Source organism: Polynucleobacter tropicus (assembly GCF_013307225.1).
GTDB classification, from domain to species: domain Bacteria; phylum Pseudomonadota; class Gammaproteobacteria; order Burkholderiales; family Burkholderiaceae; genus Polynucleobacter; species Polynucleobacter tropicus.
Window position 1 is genome coordinate 1,842,425 of record NZ_CP028942.1, and the last position, 18,839, is coordinate 1,861,263.

Below are 18,839 nucleotides of genomic sequence, written 5' to 3' on the forward strand. Positions count from 1 at the left end.
CTGATTAATATTCATGCGTTGGATTGGAATCGACCCGGGTCTACGTACCACTGGTTTTGGTGTCATTGATGTCGAGGGCCAAAAGCTGACTTATGTAGCCTCGGGAACAATCGAAAGCGGAGATCCTGCCAAGGGTTTGCCAGATCGACTAGGAACTCTTTATCAAGGCGTTAAGGAGGTTCTGGATACATACCATCCTGAGTCCGCTGCAATTGAAGAAGTCTTTCTCAATGTCAATCCACGCTCTACTCTTATGCTGGGACAGGCAAGAGGCGCGGTGATTGCGGCCCTAGTCTCAGCAAGCCTACCTGTATCTGAGTTCAGCGCATTAAGAGTCAAACAAGCGATTGTCGGCACTGGTCGAGCAGCCAAGCCCCAAGTGCAAGAGATGGTAAAGCGCTTATTAAGATTAAGTCGCGCGCCCGGTAGCGACGCATCGGACGCATTAGGAGTCGCCATATGCGCGGCACACCACGCGCAAATTCCCCAAGCAATTACATCTGCTCTAGCATCTAGAAAACGTAAACGCTAAGCAATGTCAAAGCACATTACAGGTTAAGATCTTCATATGATTGGTCGCATTCAAGGAATCCTCGTTTCAGTTCACCCCCCTCGCTTATTGGTCGATTGCCAAGGTATTGGGTATGAGGTAGATGTTCCGATGAGCACCCTATATCAATTGCCTCAAGCAGGGCAAAAAATTACCTTGCTGACTCACTTTCAGGTACGCGAAGATGCGCAGCAGCTTTTTGGTTTCGCCACAGAAACAGAGCGTGAAGCATTTAGACAACTGATTAAGATTAGTGGTGTTGGTTCACGAACTGCATTAGCGGTTCTTTCCGGTATGAGTGTGAACGAGCTTGCTCAGGCTATTGCATTACAAGAGGCTAACCGCCTTACCCAAGTTCCTGGCATTGGCAAAAAGACTGCAGAACGACTTTGCCTAGAACTCAAAGGCAAACTTGCTCCTGACTTAGGAATTACGCCAGGGAAAGCACTGACTCCCGATACCAATAGCGAAGTTTTACAAGCGCTCCTTGCTCTTGGGTATTCTGAAAAAGAAGCACTCTTGGCTCTTAAGCAAATTCCGCCAGACACATCGGTATCCGATGGCATCCGTATGGGCTTAAAGTATTTATCTAAAACCTAATCACCAATCCGAATAAACTCATAGCATGGCAATTCATACTGACGACCTAAGCTCTATTCCTGAAGATTTACCCGAGGAAAAAGATCGCCTTGTCAGTGGTGCCGCAGGAAACTCGGAAGCCATTTTTGAAAAAGCTTTGCGTCCCAAGCAATTAGATGAATACGTCGGTCAAAGCAAGGCGCGCGCCCAATTAGAAATCTTTATCAGCGCAACTCGAGCACGACAAGAAGCCCTCGATCACGTTCTGTTGTTTGGCCCGCCAGGCCTTGGTAAAACCACTTTGGCACACATTATTGCTAGAGAGCTTGGCGTAAATTTGCGCCAAACCAGTGGACCCGTATTAGATAGGCCAGGCGATCTTGCAGCTTTGCTAACCAATTTAGAGGCAAATGATGTGCTCTTCATTGACGAGATTCATCGACTCTCGCCTGTTGTAGAAGAAATTCTGTATCCAGCGCTAGAAGATTACAGCCTAGACATCATGATTGGCGAAGGCCCAGCGGCCCGTAGCGTGAAGATTGATCTCAAACCATTTACCTTGATTGGCGCAACAACCCGTGCTGGCATGTTGACCAATCCCTTGCGTGATCGCTTCGGCATCGTTGCTAGATTAGAGTTTTACAACACCGAAGAGCTCACAAAAATTATCGATCGTTCCGCCAATCTATTAAAAGCAAAGATTGATCCCGATGGATCAGTAGAAATCGCGAAACGCGCCCGTGGTACCCCACGTATCGCTAACCGCCTCTTACGTCGCGTACGCGATTATGCAGAGGTTAAAGGCACCGGCACCATCACCAAAGCCATAGCGGATGCAGCCCTAAAAATGTTAGATGTTGATCCCAGCGGTTTTGATGTCATGGACAGAAAATTGCTAGAAGCCATTTTGCATAAATTTGATGGCGGCCCCGTGGGGATTGATAATTTAGCGGCAGCGATTGGTGAAGAACGCGACACCATTGAAGATGTTCTCGAGCCTTACCTCATTCAACAAGGCTATCTACAAAGAACCTCGCGTGGTCGCGTGGCTACACGACAAGCCTATGAACACTTTGGGCTGACTCCGCCAAGTGGCACCGGCAGCTTAGATATTTAAGTCGAAGATTTAGCTGAGTGTGACCTTAGCAAACTTGCGTTTGCCTACCTGCACAACATAAGTTCCCGCTTCAATCTTCACCTGCTTGTCAGATACGGTTGTACCGTCAACTTTCACACCATTCTGTTCAATATTGCGCATCGCCTCGGATGTCGATGGCGCCAGGCCAGCAGACTTCAAAAGCGTTGCGATACCCATGGGCGCACCAGATAAACTCACCTGCGGAATGTCATCCGGAACACCGCCTTTAGCACGATGATTAAAGTCTTCCAAAGCCTTTTCCGCAGCGGCCTGCGAATGAAAGCGCGCAACAATCTCTTGCGCAAGAAGTACTTTGCAATCTTTTGGATTACGTCCTGCGGAAACTTCCTGCTTCATCAAATCAATTTCCGACATAGGTCGAAATGACAACAGAGTGAAGTAATCCCACATGAGATCGTCAGAGATGCTCAACAACTTGCCGAACATATCGCCTGGGCTTTCACTGATGCCAATGTAGTTCCCTTTGGACTTACTCATTTTCTCAACGCCATCAAGACCTACCAGTAAGGGCATAGTCAAAATGCATTGCGGCTCCTGGCCATACTCTCTTTGCAGCTCACGACCAACGAGTAAATTAAATTTTTGATCGGTTCCACCCAGCTCTAGATCACTCTTGAGTGCGACCGAGTCATAACCTTGCATCAGTGGATACAAAAACTCATGAATCGAAATGGGTACACCGTTGCGATAACGCTTTGTAAAGTCATCACGCTCTAACATTCGTGCGACGGTATGTTTAGCGGCTAGCTGAATCATGCCCCGAGCACCTAGAGGATCGCACCACTCGCTGTTGTAACGCACTTCTGTTTTAGCTGGATCCAGAACCATACTCGCTTGGCGATAGTAGGTCTCCGCATTCACAGCAATCTCTTCCGCGGTTAATGGAGGGCGAGTAGCATTGCGACCCGATGGATCGCCAATCATGCTTGTGAAGTCACCAATCAAGAAAATCACTGTGTGACCAAGATCTTGTAATTGGCGTAATTTATTTAAAACAACGGTATGCCCCAAATGAATATCCGGCGCAGTTGGATCCAAGCCTAACTTAATACGCAAAGGAGTCTTAGTAGCCTGACTGCGAGCCAATTTTTGGACCCAGTCAGCCTCTACCAGCAGCTCATCGCAACCACGCTTCGTGATTTCGAGGGCAGCAAAAACCTCAGGGGTTAAAGGATATTTTTGTTCTGGTTTATCCGTCATGCTGGTTCTGATAACTGATACAGTTAAATTAGTATTTAAATTGCTAAAGCATAATTGTCGCATTCCTGAGAACAAAGCCCAGAACCCCATGAATCAGCCCCATTCCCTCTATATCGGCATCATGTCCGGCACCAGCCTAGATGGGATTGATGCAGTACTTGCTAAAATTGGCCCAAATGGAGAGGCTGTTGCCATGGAGGCGGTGAGCATACCCTTTCAGCCAGAATTGCGTAAAGCCTTATTTGAGCTTCAAAGTCCTGGCCCCAACGAACTTCATCGGGATAAGCAGGCCGGCAATGCCCTAGCCCTTGCTTATGCAGATGCGGTCAAACAGCTGCTCGCAAAATCAAAACTACAAGCTTCTGATATTACGGCGATTGGAGCCCATGGACAAACTGTCCGCCATCAACCCCAACTCGGCGAACTTGCTTACACTCATCAAACACTGAACCCCGCTCTTCTTGCAGAAAAAACGGGGATCACAGTCATTGCCGACTTTAGAAGTAGAGATCTTGCCGCAGGCGGTCATGGCGCACCACTAGTACCCGCATTTCATGCGCAACAATTTTCATCCACAGAGGATATTGCCATTCTCAACCTTGGCGGTATCGCAAACTTGACCCTACTCCCAGCAAAGGGAGAAGTTTCTGGCTTTGATTGTGGGCCAGGAAATATATTGATGGATGCTTGGATATATGAGCATCAGGGAAACGCCTTTGATGAAAATGGAAACTGGGCAAGCCAAGGAAAGCTCAATGAAGCCCTGCTCGAAAATTTATTAGCAGATTCTTTTTTCTCGAAAGCGCCACCCAAGAGTACCGGTCGAGATGATTTTCATCTTGCTTGGCTACAAGAAAAACTCGGCAATAAAAATCACCCTTTAGAAGATGTGCAAGCGAGCTTACTTCACCTCACTGCGCATTCATCTTTAGAAGCGCTCGCTCGCTATGCCCCGCAAACCCAAAAGCTAATTGTGTGCGGTGGCGGCGCCCGTAATGCTGCATTAATGAACTTACTGAAATCAAAGGGCGCTGAATTCTTTACACATCCTTTAAAAATTACCACCAGCGATAACGAAGGAATTGATCCGCAATTGGTTGAGGGCTTAGCCTTTGCATGGCTTGCCTGGGCTCACCAACAAAAACGGCCGGCAAATTTGCCAGCCGTTACAGGATCTAAGGGGCCTAGAATTTTAGGCGCTTGCTATCCCGCTTAAATCAATTTAGCTTTCTTAAGCAGAGAAAGAAGAGCCGCAACCACAAGTCGTTGTTGCATTTGGATTCTTGATAACAAATTGAGATCCATTGATGTCTTCTTTGTAATCAATCTCAGCACCAACTAAATATTGGAAGCTCATTGAGTCCACTAATAATGTCACGCCATTTTTTTCAAACTGGGTGTCATCTTCATTTACAGCATCATCGAATGTGAAGCCATACTGGAATCCAGAGCAACCACCACCCTGAACAAATACACGCAACTTCAACTCTGGATTGCCTTCTTCTGCAATCAAGTCAGCCACTTTAGCGGCAGCAGCATCTGTAAACACCAAAGGGGTTGGTGGTTCAGCTAAATCTTGTGTAGCTTGCGTAGCCAATTCAGTCATGATTTACTCCTAATTCAAAAGGCAATGTCTTATTTTAGGCTTTTAATGCCCAGCTTGCTGAAGGGGTATTTCACCCCTATCAAGGAGATACCGCAATCTGCGTCAAGCCCGTGGTTTCAGGCAAGCCAAACATTAAATTCATACACTGCACGCCCTGACCAGAAGCACCCTTTACTAGGTTGTCCTCTACAACCAAAATGACTAATGTATCGCCGCCACCGGGGCGATGGATTGCAATCCGAATCCCATTGCTACCCCGCACAGAACGCGTCTCAGGATGGCTGCCTGCAGGCATTACATCCACAAAGGGCTCATCCTTATAAAAGTTCTCATAGAGCTTCTGATAATCCACATCTTTACCAGCCTCAGTCAAACGTACATACAAGGTCGAATGAATACCCCGCACCATTGGCGTGAGGTGTGGCACAAAGGTCAAACCAATTTGATCATGCCCAGCAATTGCTTTCAAACCCTGAACAATCTCTGGAAGATGGCGATGGCCTTTAACTCCATAAGCTTTGAAGTTATCACTTGCTTCAGATAGCAAAGTACCAATCTCAGCTTTACGTCCAGCACCAGAAGTGCCCGACTTCGAATCCGAAATAATATGTTCGCCATCAATCAATTGCTTTCCACCAGTCGACTTTGGTGAAAGCAGCGGTGCTAGCCCCAATTGCACTGAAGTTGGATAGCACCCAGCCAAACCAACAACGCGCGCGCTCTTAATTTCTTCGCGATTAATTTCTGCCAAGCCATAAACTGCTTCAGCCAAAATTTCTGGGCAGCTATGATCCATGCCGTACCACTTCGCAAATTCTTTTACATCCTTTAAACGGAAGTCTGCGGCAAGATCTAAAATCTTGACGTTATTTGCTAGCAACTCTTTTGCTTGAGCCATTGCCACGCCGTGAGGTGTAGCAAAGAAGACCGCATCGCATTCATTGAGTTTGGCTTCATCTGGCGTAGTAAATTTGAGATCAACGCGGCCGCGCAATGATGGGAACATCTCAGCTACTGGCATTCCAGCTTCTGTACGAGAAGTAATGGCGACGATCTTGACCTCTGGATGTTGCGCCAATAAACGTAACAATTCCACTCCAGTGTATCCAGTCCCGCCAACGATGCCAACTTTAATCATGTCTTTCCCCAAGATGCCTAAATCGAGAAGTGGTATTTAAACTTATGAACCTCATTGTAAAAACAAAAAGGGCCGCTTGCGCGACCCTTTCGATAAAACAACAGCGACCGAAAGAAATTAGCGCTTGCTGAACTGCTTACGACGACGTGCGCCATGCAGACCAACTTTTTTACGCTCAACTTCACGAGCATCACGAGTAACCAAACCTGCTTTAGACAGGGTAGGCTTCAACGCATTATCGTAATCGATCAAAGCACGTGTTACGCCGTGACGTACCGCACCAGCTTGACCAGTCTCGCCACCACCAGATACGTTTACTTTGATATCAAAGGTAGTGAGGTGAGATGTGAGAGCCAAAGGCTGACGAGCAATCATGCGCGATGTTTCACGAGCAAAATAAGCATCGATAGGCTTACCGTTAACAGTAATTTCGCCTTTGCCAGACTTAATAAAAACGCGCGCAACAGAACTCTTGCGGCGACCTGTACCGTAATTCCAACTTCCGTAATTAATAGCCATTTGGTTTCCTTAAATCTCTAACGCTTTTGGCTGTTGAGCCGCGTGCGGATGATTAGCATCGCCATAGACCTTCAATTTCTTGATCATGGCATAGCCGAGTGGGCCTTTTGGCAACATACCTTTCACAGCCTTCTCCAAGGCGCGACCTGGGAAACGGTCTTGCATCTTGTCAAAGTTAGTCTCGGAAATACCACCTGGGTATCCGCTGTGACGGTAATACATTTTGTTCAAGCCTTTTGTGCCTGTAACACGTAACTTGGATGAATTGATCACGACGATAAAGTCGCCAGTGTCAACGTGTGGAGTGAATTCAGGCTTGTGCTTGCCGCGTAGACGGTGTGCCACTTCACTGGCGACACGACCGAGGACTTTGTCCGTTGCGTCAATCACGAACCATTCACGCTTTACCTCATGGGATTTTGCGGAAAAAGTTTTCATGATTTCTCAAATTGTTATAGTCAAAAATACTCCAATCAAACAACCTCCACTTTGGCCCTGCTTATGTTTGCAAGCTCGCAGATTCAGCAATTTAACTGGTACAACGATTGCCGCTGACTAGTCGACAATCCAGTAAAGCCTTGAATTATAACCCAAAAAAAACCCAGGAGCTAGTCCTGGGTTGGAATCCACCTATGTTTGGGTGGAGGAGACACTTGGAGGTAAGTCGCAGTCTTGTATAAGACTGACTACCAATATGGTCATTCTACACAAAGAATTTACTGCATTGCAAGAAAATTGACCAAAATCAATAATTTTATGTTGCCATGCAACAACTATGAACCTGTTAAAAATTGATAAACTATTGATAATATTGATTAATTTAGTAAGTTAGGGATCACTAATATGGAATGTCGAGTATCTTGGTTGGGTAATGGCGGCATGGCTTTTTCTGCGGAAACTGGCAGTGGGCACCTTGTGAATATGGATGGCGCGCCTGAGGCGGGAGGCAGAAACCTAGCCCCAAGACCAATGGAGCTCATTTTGGCGGGCGCTGGTGGCTGCTCAGCCTTTGATGTCGTATTGATCCTGCAGAGATCCCGTCAAGCTGTTAGTGGCTGTGAGGTGATCCTACAGGCTGAAAGAGCCACGGAAGACCCAAAAGTTTTTACCAAGATCAATTTGCACTTCAAAGTCAAAGGTAAAGATTTGGATTCTGCAAAAGTAGACCGCGCCGTCAAGCTATCGCATGAAAAGTACTGCTCTGCCACGACCATGCTGGCAAAAACCGCCCAACTGACTTACATCGTTGAAGTTATTGCGGAATAAGTGCAGAGTCAATCGATAAGCCGGATTCTGTCGCCTAAATTTTCATTTAGGGGCAATCATTCCTCTAGGCCATCAGTTACCTGACGGCTCAAGCTCCCTACCCGCAGACTCAGCGGGACGCCTCATCGTCTGCATACTTGGGATTGCTCCAGGTGGAGGTTACCGCGTTTCACCGTAACTAAATACGCTCGTCTCTGTGGCCCTATTCCTCACGTCACCGTGGATGGCCGTTAGCCATCACCCTACCCTATGGAGTCCGGACTTTCCTCCCCCTCAATAAAGAGGCGGCGATTGCCTAATTGACTCTGCGCCTGCAGTCTAACGCAGTCAGAGTAAATTAGCTGATAAAAATAAAAGTATTGAATTAAACCAATGACCAGGCAATTGTTTCGCCTGCACGCAGAGGAACAATCGTCGCATCACCTAGTGGCAATTCTGCAGGAATCGCTTGAACTTGCTTAGACAAAGTAATTTTTTTGGTGTTACGCGGTAAAGCATAAAAGTCAGGGCCAAAGAAACTCGCGAAACCTTCTAATTTGTCTAATTTGCCAACACTCTCAAATGCTTCAGCATACAAACCCAATGCATTGAAAGCGCTATAGCAACCTGCACAACCACAAGCAGCCTCTTTCGCACCCTTAGAGTGAGGGGCGCTATCCGTACCTAAGAAGAAACGCGAATTTTCACTTGTGGCAGCCTCGACTAAAGCAACACGATGCTCTTCACGCTTTAATACCGGCAAGCAATAGTTATGCGGGCGAATACCTCCAGCAAAAATGGCATTGCGATTCATTAGTAAATGTTGCGGTGTAATGGTTGCAGCTAATGTATTTTTCCCATTGGTAGAGGCATCACGAACATAGTGAGCTGCCTGCTTGGTAGTGATGTGTTCAAACACTATTTTTAATTCTGGAAAATCTTTGCGCAATGGGTCAAGTACTGAATCAATAAATACGGCCTCGCGATCAAAGATATCAATAACGGCAGTAGTTACTTCACCATGCACTAACAGCGGCAACCCAACAGCCTGCATGGCTTCTAGCGCTTGATAACAACGCTTAATATCACTAACACCAGCATCGCTATTTGTTGTAGCGCCCGCAGGGTATAACTTAAAAGCAACAATACCTTCTGCCTTTGCCTTACGAACCTCATCTGCGGTAGTGTTATCAGTGAGATACAAAGTCATTAGTGGCGTAAAACTAGTGATACCCAATTTTTTTAAGTTGGCATCGATACGGGATTGATACGCCTTCGCTAAATCCACAGTGGTCACTGGTGGCTTTAAGTTCGGCATGATGATTGCGCGTGCAAATTGACGAGCGGTATCAGCCAGAACATCTTTCATCACGTCACCATCACGAATATGTAAATGCCAGTCATCTGGCTGAATCATTTCAATTCTTGAAGGTGTATTTAAATTCGACATAATTATTTATCAAGCAAAATAATGCGGAAATCATTGACATTCGTAAGTGTAGGGCCAGTTTCCACCAAAGCATCTAATTGCGCAAAAAATCCATAGCAGTCATGAGCTTTTAGGTATTTAGCTGGCTCTATGTCATTAGCCTTAGCTAACCCCCGAATACCGCCATCAAACCAGGCGCCCGCATTCTTCTCACTACCATCAATGCCATCTGTATCTGCTGCTAATGCAGCCATCTTTGGCAAATCCGCGCTAGCAGCAAATAGTGAGAGTAGATATTCGCTACAACGACCACCACGACCCTTAGTTCCCGCAGGGATCGTCACGGTACATTCACCACCGGAAATTAGCGCTAGTGGTTTATCTGCTTTATCCGTCTTTGCCAAATACTCGCGTGCCAATTGCGCCTGCGCTGCGCCAACTTCTTGAGCCTCGCCCGTAATCGTATCGCCCAACACAACAGGCTCATACCCATGGGCTCTGACAAAATTTGCGGCAGCTTCTAGACTCTTATATGCGGTTGCAATGACATGGTTTGATACTCTTGCGCTTACTAGATCAACATCTTTTAGAGTTTCAGGTTTCTGGCCTGCCACGCCCTGCTTCAAATGATTCATTACTGATGCGGGAATAAGTTCTTGCAAGCGATAGGACTCAATAATATTCAGTGCATCTAAATAAGTTGAATAGTCAGCCGCGCAAGGGCCACTTGCAATATCAGCGGGTGAATCTCCAGTGACATCTGAAATTAATAAGGCCTCTACTCGCACCCCACGAGCAATCGCACATCTCGCTAGGTTACCTCCCAAGATGGCTGATAAATGCTTGCGCACAACATTCATTTCCTCGATTGGGGCACCACTACGAAGTAAGGCTTCAGTGGTCTTGCGCATATCATCAATTGAGATACCCTCAACTGGCAGAGTTAACAAACTGGATCCACCACCAGAAACTAAAGCAATTAATACATCATCTTCTTTAAGTGTTTGGGTTAACTCCAATATAGCTTTAGCGCCATCCATGCCTGCTTGGTCTGGCACAGGATGACCTGCTTCGATAATCTTAATATTAGAGGTTGGCGAGCTATGCCCATAGCGAGTTAATACAACGCCTTCAATCTTGACTTGAGGCCAATGTACTTTGGCGTACGTTTCTAAAGCGCTCGCCATTGATGCGCTTGCTTTACCAGCACCCACCACTAGACATTTACCCTTGGGCTCTTGCCCCACTGGAAATATCCTTGCCAATTGTTGAGGAACAATGACTTGTGGATCCGCGACTGCCACCGCTGCTGCGAAGGCATTTTTGAGAATGGTCTCGGTATTTATTGGCTGAGAATGTTGCTGCTTCATTGGTCTATTCTAATCAAGCCCAGCACGCTCTTGCATTTGCCACATCTCTGCATACTTTCCTTTAGCTGCCAATAGCTCTAGATGCGTTCCCCGCTCTACGACCTGCCCATGGTCCATCACCAAAATTTGATCCGCATGAATAATGGTGGAAAGACGATGCGCAATGATGAGCGTCGTTCGATTTTTTGCCAAGTTGAATAGCTCTTCCTGAAATGCACGCTCTGTTTTAGAGTCCAGAGCAGACGTGGCTTCATCAAAAATCAGCATTGCTGGTTTTTTCAATAGTGTTCTTGCAATTGCAACACGCTGCTTTTCTCCACCCGATAACTTTAGGCCTCGTTCGCCAACCTGAGTTTGATAAGCATCTGGCAAGTGCTTAATAAAGCTATCAATTTGAGCCGCTCTTGCGGCCTCCTGAACTTCTTCAAAGCTCGCAGAAGGGTCTCCATAAGCAATGTTGTAACCAATGGTGTCATTAAATAAGACTGTGTCTTGTGGAACGATGCCAATGGCTTTACGCAAACTTAACTGCGTCACATCTTGAATATTTTGACCATCAATGATGATTTTTCCTGACTGTGCGTCATAGAAGCGAAATAACAATCTCGCCAAAGTACTCTTGCCAGCACCGCTCTGACCCACAACTGCAGTAGTTGTACCCGCTGGAATATTAAAGCTAACATTGCGGAGAATTTCTCGCTTGCTCTCATAATGAAAAGAGACATTCTCAAAACGCACATCGGGCCCACGACTAGGGTTATCAATTTGCAAAGGATGTGCATTTGGTGAGTCAGCAATTTCCTTTTCTGTGTTGAGCAAAGAAAACATGCGATCCATATCCGTGAGGGATTGCTTGATTTCGCGATAGATGACCCCCAGAAAATTCAAAGGGATATACAACTGAATCATCAAGGTGTTGACCAACACCAAATCACCCAACGTCATAGTTCCATCCACGACTCCAAGGGTGGCACGCCACAAAATTAGCATCAAACCAATCGCAATAATGATCTGTTGGCCTAAATTCAAGAAAGCTAAAGTCTTTTGAGATTTAATGGCTGCTGATTGATAGCGCAAGAGATTGTAATCGTATCGAGCAGTCTCAAATGCTTCATTACCAAAATATTTAACGGTCTCGAAATTCAGCAAAGAGTCAATTGCCTTTTGATTGGCTTTTGAATCCATCTCATTCATAGCACGACGATAGTGTGTGCGCCACTCAGTCACCACAATTGTGAACACAATGTATAAAACTAAAGCCACTAAAGTAATCGCTGCAAACCAGATGTCGTATGAATATGCAAAGTAGCAAAGCACTAAGCAAAACTCAATCAAGGTCGGCAAAATACTGTAGAGCGAATATGAAATAAGTGACTGAATACCGCGGGTACCGCGCTCAATATCACGACTTACGCCACCAGTCTGACGAGCTAAATGAAAGCTGAGAGCCAGTGAATGTAAATGCTCAAAAACTTGAAGCGCTACTTTGCGCACTGCATTTTGAGTGACGCGGGCAAATAAGGCTTCACGTAGCTCAGCAAATAAAGAGGCAGAGATTCTTAAGAAGCCATAAGCAACAATGATGCCGAGAGGAACAGCTAATATTGCTTGGGGGGAGCTCGCCTTGATGTCCAAAGAGTCGATTAACTCTTTCATCAAAATAGGTATGCCTAAATTGGCAAACTTCGCAGCAACTAAACAACTTAGAGCCAAAATGACTCTAAAGCGATATTCCAGAAGATAAGGAAGAAGGTCGCGAATAACACGCCAATCACCACGTTGAGGCGTATTTGACTCGCCGCTAGACCGATGGTGACCCGATGAATGTCTCATCGTTGTATCTTATTCGCTTCTGCTTTAGTTTGCCGAGAACAATCTCATGATGGCCTCGCCATTGCTGCGAGAAAAACACTTCTTAGCAGCCTCCTCAAACGGCAACCATTCATAAGCAACATGCTCTCGTGGCGCCAATTGAATTTGAATTCCATCGGGCACTTCAAGTGAAAACCAATGCTCGGTATTGCGGGTAACACCAGGGGCATAGCGAAAGCGCCACTCAGGATAAATCTCGTATTCAATATGATGATGCATATTGCGCAGAGACCCCGTTGGCAATTGATCAACAGCGATACCCGTCTCTTCAAATACCTCTCGACTTGCTGCTAAGGTTAAATCTTCGTTTGGAGCATCTAGGCTACCAGTGACAGACTGCCAGAATCCCTCGCGATCAGCACGCTCTATCAATAAAACATCCCTATTCGATTTATAGATAACAACTAAAATCGAAATAGGGATTTTCAAGATCGATACTGCTTCTACTTTTATGCTGCAGGCGCAGCTTGACGCAAGCGGATATGTAATTCACGCAACTGACGCTCATCTACTGGGCTTGGCGCCTGAGTTAATAAGCACTGTGCGCGTTGTGTTTTAGGGAATGCGATTACATCACGGATTGATTCGGCACCAGTCATCATCGTAACGATACGATCCAAACCAAATGCGATGCCACCATGCGGAGGTGCGCCATACTGCAAGGCGTCCAACAAGAAACCAAACTTTGCTTGCGCTTCTTCAGCATCAATCTTCAGCGCACGGAACACTTGGCTTTGAACTGCTTCTTGGTGAATACGTACAGAGCCGCCACCAATCTCGCTACCATTCAGAACCATGTCATACGCTTTAGCCAAGCACTTACCAGGATCCGTTTCCAGATACTGCATGTGTTCATCTTTAGGGCTAGTGAAAGGGTGATGGCAAGCAACCCAACGCGCTTCGCCTTCGTCATAGTCAAACATAGGGAAGTCAACAACCCACAATGGCTTCCAGCCTTCAGTAAAGAGGCCGTGCTCTTTACCCCAAGCGGAATGACCGATACGTAGACGCAAATTACCGATGGCATCGTTCACGATTTTTTCTTTATCAGCACCAAAGAAAATAATGTCGCCATCTTTTGCGCCAGTGCGCTTCAAAATGCCTTCAATCGCTGCGTCATGCAAATTCTTGACGATTGGTGATTGCAATCCATTGCGGCCTTCCGCAACTGAATTCACCTTAATCCATGCCAAACCTTTGGCTCCATAGATGCTAACAAACTGTGTGTAGTCATCAATTTCACTACGGCTAATTTCAGCGCCGCCAGGTACGCATAAACCAACTACGCGACCACCAGCTTGATTTGCAGCGCCGGAGAATACCTTGAAATCAACATCTTTCATCAAATCCGTTAACTCGGTGAACTCAAAGCTGACGCGAAGATCAGGCTTATCGGAACCAAAACGCGCCATTCCTTCTGAGTACGGCATCGTTGGAAATGGATTTGGCAATTCCACATTCATGGTCTTCTTGAAAATATGACGAATCATGTTTTCAAATAAATCCCGAATCTCTAATTCACTTAAGAAGGCGGTTTCACAGTCAATCTGAGTAAATTCAGGTTGACGATCTGCACGCAAATCTTCATCTCGGAAACACTTAGTAATTTGATAGTAACGATCAAAACCAGCCACCATCAACAACTGCTTAAATAACTGAGGTGATTGTGGCAATGCAAAAAACTGACCATCATGCACACGTGATGGCACTAAATAGTCGCGCGCACCTTCTGGCGTGCTCTTAGTAAGCATCGGAGTTTCAATATCAATAAAGCCCGCATCATCTAAATAACGACGGCACTCCATTGCAACGTTGTAACGTAAACGCAAATTCTTTTGCATTTGTGGACGACGCAAGTCCAGCACGCGATGTGTCAAACGTGTAGTCTCGGATAAGTTCTCGTCATCAATCTGAAATGGTGGTGTTACCGAAGCATTCAAAATCACCAAGCTATGGCAGAGCACCTCAACCTTGCCTGTTGCCAGATCGTTATTTTCAGTGCCGGCAGGACGCGCGCGCACTAGACCCTTAATTTGAATGCAGTACTCGTTACGCACCTGCTCTGCAAGCGCAAACATTTCTGGACGGTCTGGATCGCAAACCACTTGCACAAAACCTTCACGGTCACGCAAGTCAATAAAGATCACGCCTCCATGGTCACGACGACGATTGACCCAGCCTGAGAGTGTGACCTCTTGACCGATCAGTGCATCTGTTACTTGGCCGCAATTATGGCTACGCATTGACATAACAATTTCCTATAAATCAAAAATGGTGTGGCAACTCTTGCGAAGTTAATCCACTGGAATTATTCGGGGGGACGGAACCCATTGAAACAATATGCTTCAACGCTTCCTCTACGCTCATCTCCAGTTCGATCGTTTGTGCCCGTGGCACGATCATGAAAAAACCAGAAGTTGGATTTGGTGTGGTTGGTAAAAATACATTGACGTATCCTTCGCCCAACTTGCTAGCAACTTCTTTAGCAGGCGTTCCGGTTTGAAACGCAATCACCCAAGAGTCAGCGTGAGGGTAACGAATTAATAAAGCCTTACTAAAGGCCTGACCGCTACCAGAAAATAATGTTGAGGACACCTGCTGTACGCTGGAATAAATGGAACGCACAACCGGAATGCGATTCACAAACTTATCCCAAACCTTAATCCACCACTGCCCTGCAAAACTAATCGCAAGAACACCAGTCAAAACAATTACTGCAACCACAATCAGAATGCCTACGCCAGGCAACTCTCTGAAATGCTGTAGATCTGCAGCAAACTGATGCGGAAAGATAACAATGATGGCCTGCATGACAGAGCCAAAAACGCCGTCAAGCAAGCCTAAGCCCCAAGTAATCACCCAAATGGTGACCGCCATGGGAGCCCATACAAGAATGCCAGCGATAAAGTATTTTTTCATGGTGTTTTGCCTAACCCGCTATTTTAGCGGGTTAGAGACTAATCAGCGAGATGCTAATAAATGCCTAGGGTAATGATCAGTATTCCAGCCAAGAACCCGCCGACAAAGAGCAAGAACCCCGCTAGCAGGCGATGTGTACGCCTTTCTTGCAGCAAAAGCGCCTTTAAAACCTCTAATTCAGCATTTTGGTCTTTTACAGGATGTCGACTTTGAGCCAAGCTATCGGCAATTAAGCGGGGTAAAGTTGGCAAGATTTTGGCCCAAGTAGGCGCCTCTTCTTTTAACCCGTCGATTAATCCACGCCAACCCAATTGCTTGCTCACCCATTTTTCGAGGATCGGCTTGGCAGTTTTCCAAAGATCTAGATCAGGATCTAATTGGCGGGCAAGGCCCTCGACATTCAACAAGGTCTTTTGTAGCAAAGTTAATTGCGGCTGAATTTCTACTTTGAATCGACGTGAAGTCTGGAATAAACGCATCAACACAATACCCAAGGAAATTTGTTTTAGAGGTCTATCAAAGTAGGGCTCACATACTGAACGGACTGCACCCTCTAATTCTTCAGCACGCGTATTAGCGGGGACCCAACCTGACTCAATATGTAACTCGGCAACTCTACGGTAATCGCGATTAAAGAATGCCAAGAAATTCAATGCCAAGTAATTTTTATCTGACTCGCTAAGCGCGCCAACAATTCCAAAATCCAAAGAAATAAATCGGCCGAATGTTTCTGGCTCTAGACTGATCATGATATTTCCAGGATGCATATCCGCATGGAAAAAACCATATTCAAATACTTGTGTAAAAAAGATTTCTACGCCATCTGCCGCTAATTTCTTAAAGTCGACACCAGCCGCACGCAACTCTGCAGTTCGGCCAATCGAGATACCATCCATCTTTTCCATCACGATGACATTGGTATGACATAAATCCCAGTACATCTCTGGAATCATCAGCTTCGTAGAGTCAGCAAAATATCGACGCAGCTGACTTGCATTGGCCGCTTCGCGCATGAGATCTAGCTCATCGTGCAGATAGGTATCAAACTCAGCTACGTTCTCGCGAGGCTTTAAACGACGGCCATCTTCAGAGCTCTTTTCAATAATCTTCGCCAATTTATACATCAAGGCGAGATCGCCTTCGATCACTGGCAATATTCCAGGGCGTAGCACTTTCACCGCAACAGGCAGACCGTGCCAATCAGGATGCTTTTCTGTTCCCCGCAAAACACCCAGATGAACTTGAGCAACAGAGGCGCTGGCTACCGGGCTGGCATCAAAACTAATAAATGTTTCATTTATTGATTGCCCTAATGCTGCTTCTATTAAACGCCTAGATTCTGCATTTGAAAATGGCGGCACTTGATCTTGCAGTTTTGCCAGCTCATTGGCAATATCTTCTGGCAATAAATCACGGCGGGTAGAAAGCACCTGACCAAACTTAACAAAGATTGGACCGAGCGCTTCAAGCGTTAAGCGAATACGCTCACCCCTTGGCAGACTAGTTCCTGGCGAGGTCCAGCAAACCACTGTCAAGCAGCCGCGTCCAATACCTGGCTTTAGAACATCTCGCAGCAATGGCAATAAACCATAACGCCATGCAGTAAAGAAAATGAATGAGAGGCGAGCAATTCGGCGCACGATTTATTAACCCTTTTGCCCGAGATTCTGAATACGTTTTTCCAAACGATCAACAGATTCGCGTAAATCACTTAACTCGGATTTATGAGCCATAAAGTCACGCATATTCAAAAGCACTTTTCTCTCTTCACTGACATATTCCACTAGATTGTCCAGCAAATCGCCAGCCGCTGACTTAGTAGCCGAAATGAACTTCTTACCCTTTTGAACCGCAAAATGAGCAGGGGCATCACCTAGGACACGAGCCAAATCCTCTTCATACTCCCAGCGCAATTGCCCAGCCAATCGACCAATCAACTGAGCCAAATCTGCATCACCAGTAATTTTGACGGCTTTGAATGCCTGCTCTTTTAAATTTCCAGAGCTAGAAACTAAATCGCTAAAAGCTTTGGCCGACACTTCTAAAGCTAAGCTTGGATTCTCAACCTCTTTCAAAGCTTCAAGCCTACCGGTATTACCGATACAAAAGCCAAGTTGGCCAAAAGGCAATTGCAAGAGAATTGTTTTGCTTGCGTGTTTTGATAATTCTGCACAGGCCCAAGGTTCACTTTCTAAAACATGATTGATGCCACGGCAAGCTGCAGTAGCGGCAATCATATGTGTAGAAGAAGTTGGTGTATTCATTAGTGTAAAAAACCCGCACTAGTGCGGGTTTTCCGTCGGAAAGTACCTAAAGCTTAAACCAACTGAGAGATACCTGCTAGTACCCAGCCTCCAGGACCCTCTAATGGCTTACTTAAATTCCAAATTTCTGAGAAGTCATTAGCTGGAGCTCCTGGCTGCTCGCTAATGACCCCACTGAACTGAACGCTACAGAAATAATGTGCCTCATTGGTTTCAATCCCTAGCAAACGCGCATTAATCGTGATGACATCAGTCTGATTTGTAGGGTCCACACGCCCTGCAAGATCCTGTGAAATTGTTGCGAACATCTCGGGAGTTGTGAATTCTTGTAAAGCTTGCAAATTTCCTTGATCCCAAGCCTTTTGCAAAGACACAAAAAATTGTTTGGAGTTTTCTAAAAAAGTGTGCTCATCAAAACCAGGCGGCAAAGTTGATTGGAATGTTTCAGGATCAGCACCAACATCCGCAAATGCGTTAGCCGCCGGAATAAATGCAGGCTCCTGTCTTGGAGACTGCCCAAAATTGGCACGTTGCACTCCAGGTGATGACATTACCGGCAACAATCTGCGAATCAAGAACATGATTACAAAGCCGGCCAACATCGCAATTAATAAACCTGTGACCAATGAAGATGCTGCCTCGCTCAAACCAAAGTGCGACAAGAGATAGCCGATACCAAGACCAGCAGCTAAGCCACCCAGAATTCCACCCATGCCACCAAAACGACTTGGTGCAGGCGCTTGCGGGGCTGGAGCTGGGGCACTCGGCTGAGCCTGCTGCACAGGCTTCTGCGCGGGAGTAGCTTGTTTTTGAATCGGCGCACTAGGGGCACGACCAAAACTTTTGCCCCCACCAAGGCGAGCAGCCTCGACATGTCCAACGCTTGCAGCAATCAAAGCGATGCTCACTAATGCTGCCCTAAAAAAATGTTGATTCATTTTGACTACCCCTCTTAATCTTTCGCTGGTATTTTTCTTGCTAAAAATACA

General features: G+C 46.1%; 19 protein-coding genes and 1 other RNA gene. 5 read left to right on the top strand and 15 right to left on the bottom strand.

The genetic code is table 11. The features are described 5' to 3' along the window. Positions 1 to 13 precede the first annotated feature (13 nt). The 3 genes from ruvC to ruvB are packed head-to-tail and all read left to right on the top strand — an operon-like array spanning position 14 to position 2,246. Positions 14 to 532 (top strand): crossover junction endodeoxyribonuclease RuvC, encoded by a 519-nt coding sequence (gene ruvC / locus DCO17_RS09390; protein WP_173956456.1) that lies wholly within the window; start codon positions 14 to 16, stop codon positions 530 to 532. Between the two features lie 36 nt (positions 533 to 568). After that, on the top strand, positions 569 to 1,150 hold the full coding sequence (gene ruvA / locus DCO17_RS09395; RefSeq protein WP_173956457.1) for a Holliday junction branch migration protein RuvA: 582 nt from the start codon (positions 569 to 571) through the stop codon (positions 1,148 to 1,150). A gap of 25 nt (positions 1,151 to 1,175) precedes the next feature. Next, positions 1,176 to 2,246, top strand: coding sequence for a Holliday junction branch migration DNA helicase RuvB (ruvB, locus tag DCO17_RS09400; protein ID WP_173956458.1), 1,071 nt, complete (start codon positions 1,176 to 1,178; stop codon positions 2,244 to 2,246). A 9-nt stretch (positions 2,247 to 2,255) separates the two neighbouring features. Here the strand turns inward: ruvB and tyrS are convergent, their stop codons facing one another. Further along, entirely contained in the window at positions 2,256 to 3,488 is a 1,233-nt protein-coding gene (gene tyrS, locus DCO17_RS09405) for a tyrosine--tRNA ligase (RefSeq protein WP_173956459.1), read from the bottom strand. An 88-nt stretch (positions 3,489 to 3,576) separates the two neighbouring features. Here tyrS and DCO17_RS09410 point away from each other — a divergent pair, with 88 nt between their 5' ends. Continuing rightward, entirely contained in the window at positions 3,577 to 4,704 is a 1,128-nt protein-coding gene (locus DCO17_RS09410; RefSeq protein WP_173956460.1) for an anhydro-N-acetylmuramic acid kinase, read from the top strand. A 15-nt stretch (positions 4,705 to 4,719) separates the two neighbouring features. On the opposite strand, the gene erpA is transcribed toward DCO17_RS09410, so the two are convergent. From erpA to rplM, 4 genes are all read right to left on the bottom strand, one after another. Next, on the bottom strand, positions 4,720 to 5,094 hold the full coding sequence (gene erpA, locus DCO17_RS09415) for an iron-sulfur cluster insertion protein ErpA (RefSeq protein WP_173956461.1): 375 nt from the start codon (positions 5,092 to 5,094) through the stop codon (positions 4,720 to 4,722). 79 nt (positions 5,095 to 5,173) lie between these two features. After that, a complete protein-coding gene (gene argC, locus DCO17_RS09420; RefSeq protein WP_173956462.1) occupies positions 5,174 to 6,232 on the bottom strand; it encodes an N-acetyl-gamma-glutamyl-phosphate reductase in 1,059 nt (352 codons plus the stop codon). A gap of 117 nt (positions 6,233 to 6,349) precedes the next feature. Further along, the gene (gene rpsI, locus DCO17_RS09425) at positions 6,350 to 6,751 is read right to left on the bottom strand and encodes a 30S ribosomal protein S9 (RefSeq protein ID WP_173956463.1); all 402 of its coding nucleotides are present in this window, start codon (positions 6,749 to 6,751) and stop codon (positions 6,350 to 6,352) included. 9 nt (positions 6,752 to 6,760) lie between these two features. Further along, the gene (gene rplM, locus DCO17_RS09430; RefSeq protein WP_173956464.1) at positions 6,761 to 7,189 is read right to left on the bottom strand and encodes a 50S ribosomal protein L13; all 429 of its coding nucleotides are present in this window, start codon (positions 7,187 to 7,189) and stop codon (positions 6,761 to 6,763) included. 405 nt (positions 7,190 to 7,594) lie between these two features. Between rplM and DCO17_RS09435 the strand changes: the two genes are divergently transcribed. Further along, positions 7,595 to 8,017, top strand: a complete 423-nt coding sequence (locus DCO17_RS09435) for an OsmC family protein (protein WP_173956465.1) — start codon at positions 7,595 to 7,597, stop codon at positions 8,015 to 8,017. Here the strand turns inward: DCO17_RS09435 and rnpB are convergent. From rnpB to DCO17_RS09485, 10 genes are all read right to left on the bottom strand, one after another. Further along, positions 8,018 to 8,324, bottom strand: an RNA gene (gene rnpB, locus DCO17_RS09440) — RNase P RNA component class A. A 57-nt stretch (positions 8,325 to 8,381) separates the two neighbouring features. Continuing rightward, positions 8,382 to 9,452, bottom strand: a complete 1,071-nt coding sequence (gene pyrC, locus DCO17_RS09445; RefSeq protein ID WP_254598847.1) for a dihydroorotase — start codon at positions 9,450 to 9,452, stop codon at positions 8,382 to 8,384. Beyond that, positions 9,449 to 10,795 (bottom strand): glycerate kinase type-2 family protein, encoded by a 1,347-nt coding sequence (locus DCO17_RS09450; RefSeq protein ID WP_173956467.1) that lies wholly within the window; start codon positions 10,793 to 10,795, stop codon positions 9,449 to 9,451. The genes pyrC and DCO17_RS09450 overlap by 4 nt, the downstream gene beginning before the upstream one ends. 9 nt (positions 10,796 to 10,804) lie before the next feature. Next, positions 10,805 to 12,628 carry an ABCB family ABC transporter ATP-binding protein/permease gene (locus tag DCO17_RS09455; protein ID WP_173956468.1) on the bottom strand — a complete coding sequence of 608 codons (1,824 nt, stop codon included), beginning with the start codon at positions 12,626 to 12,628 and terminating at the stop codon, positions 10,805 to 10,807. A 24-nt stretch (positions 12,629 to 12,652) separates the two neighbouring features. Next, positions 12,653 to 13,096, bottom strand: coding sequence for a dihydroneopterin triphosphate diphosphatase (gene nudB, locus DCO17_RS09460; RefSeq protein ID WP_173956469.1), 444 nt, complete (start codon positions 13,094 to 13,096; stop codon positions 12,653 to 12,655). Between the two features lie 20 nt (positions 13,097 to 13,116). After that, complete coding sequence (gene aspS / locus DCO17_RS09465; RefSeq protein ID WP_173956470.1) at positions 13,117 to 14,916, bottom strand: aspartate--tRNA ligase; 1,800 nt, start codon at positions 14,914 to 14,916, stop codon at positions 13,117 to 13,119. 16 nt (positions 14,917 to 14,932) lie between these two features. Next, positions 14,933 to 15,586 carry a DUF502 domain-containing protein gene (locus tag DCO17_RS09470; RefSeq protein ID WP_173956471.1) on the bottom strand — a complete coding sequence of 218 codons (654 nt, stop codon included), beginning with the start codon at positions 15,584 to 15,586 and terminating at the stop codon, positions 14,933 to 14,935. 53 nt (positions 15,587 to 15,639) lie between these two features. Further along, on the bottom strand, positions 15,640 to 17,226 hold the full coding sequence (gene ubiB / locus DCO17_RS09475; RefSeq protein ID WP_173956472.1) for a ubiquinone biosynthesis regulatory protein kinase UbiB: 1,587 nt from the start codon (positions 17,224 to 17,226) through the stop codon (positions 15,640 to 15,642). A 6-nt stretch (positions 17,227 to 17,232) separates the two neighbouring features. Continuing rightward, complete coding sequence (locus DCO17_RS09480; protein ID WP_173956473.1) at positions 17,233 to 17,850, bottom strand: ubiquinone biosynthesis accessory factor UbiJ; 618 nt, start codon at positions 17,848 to 17,850, stop codon at positions 17,233 to 17,235. 53 nt (positions 17,851 to 17,903) lie between these two features. Next, positions 17,904 to 18,788 (bottom strand): Tim44 domain-containing protein, encoded by an 885-nt coding sequence (locus DCO17_RS09485; protein WP_173956474.1) that lies wholly within the window; start codon positions 18,786 to 18,788, stop codon positions 17,904 to 17,906. Positions 18,789 to 18,839: the final 51 nt, after the last annotated feature.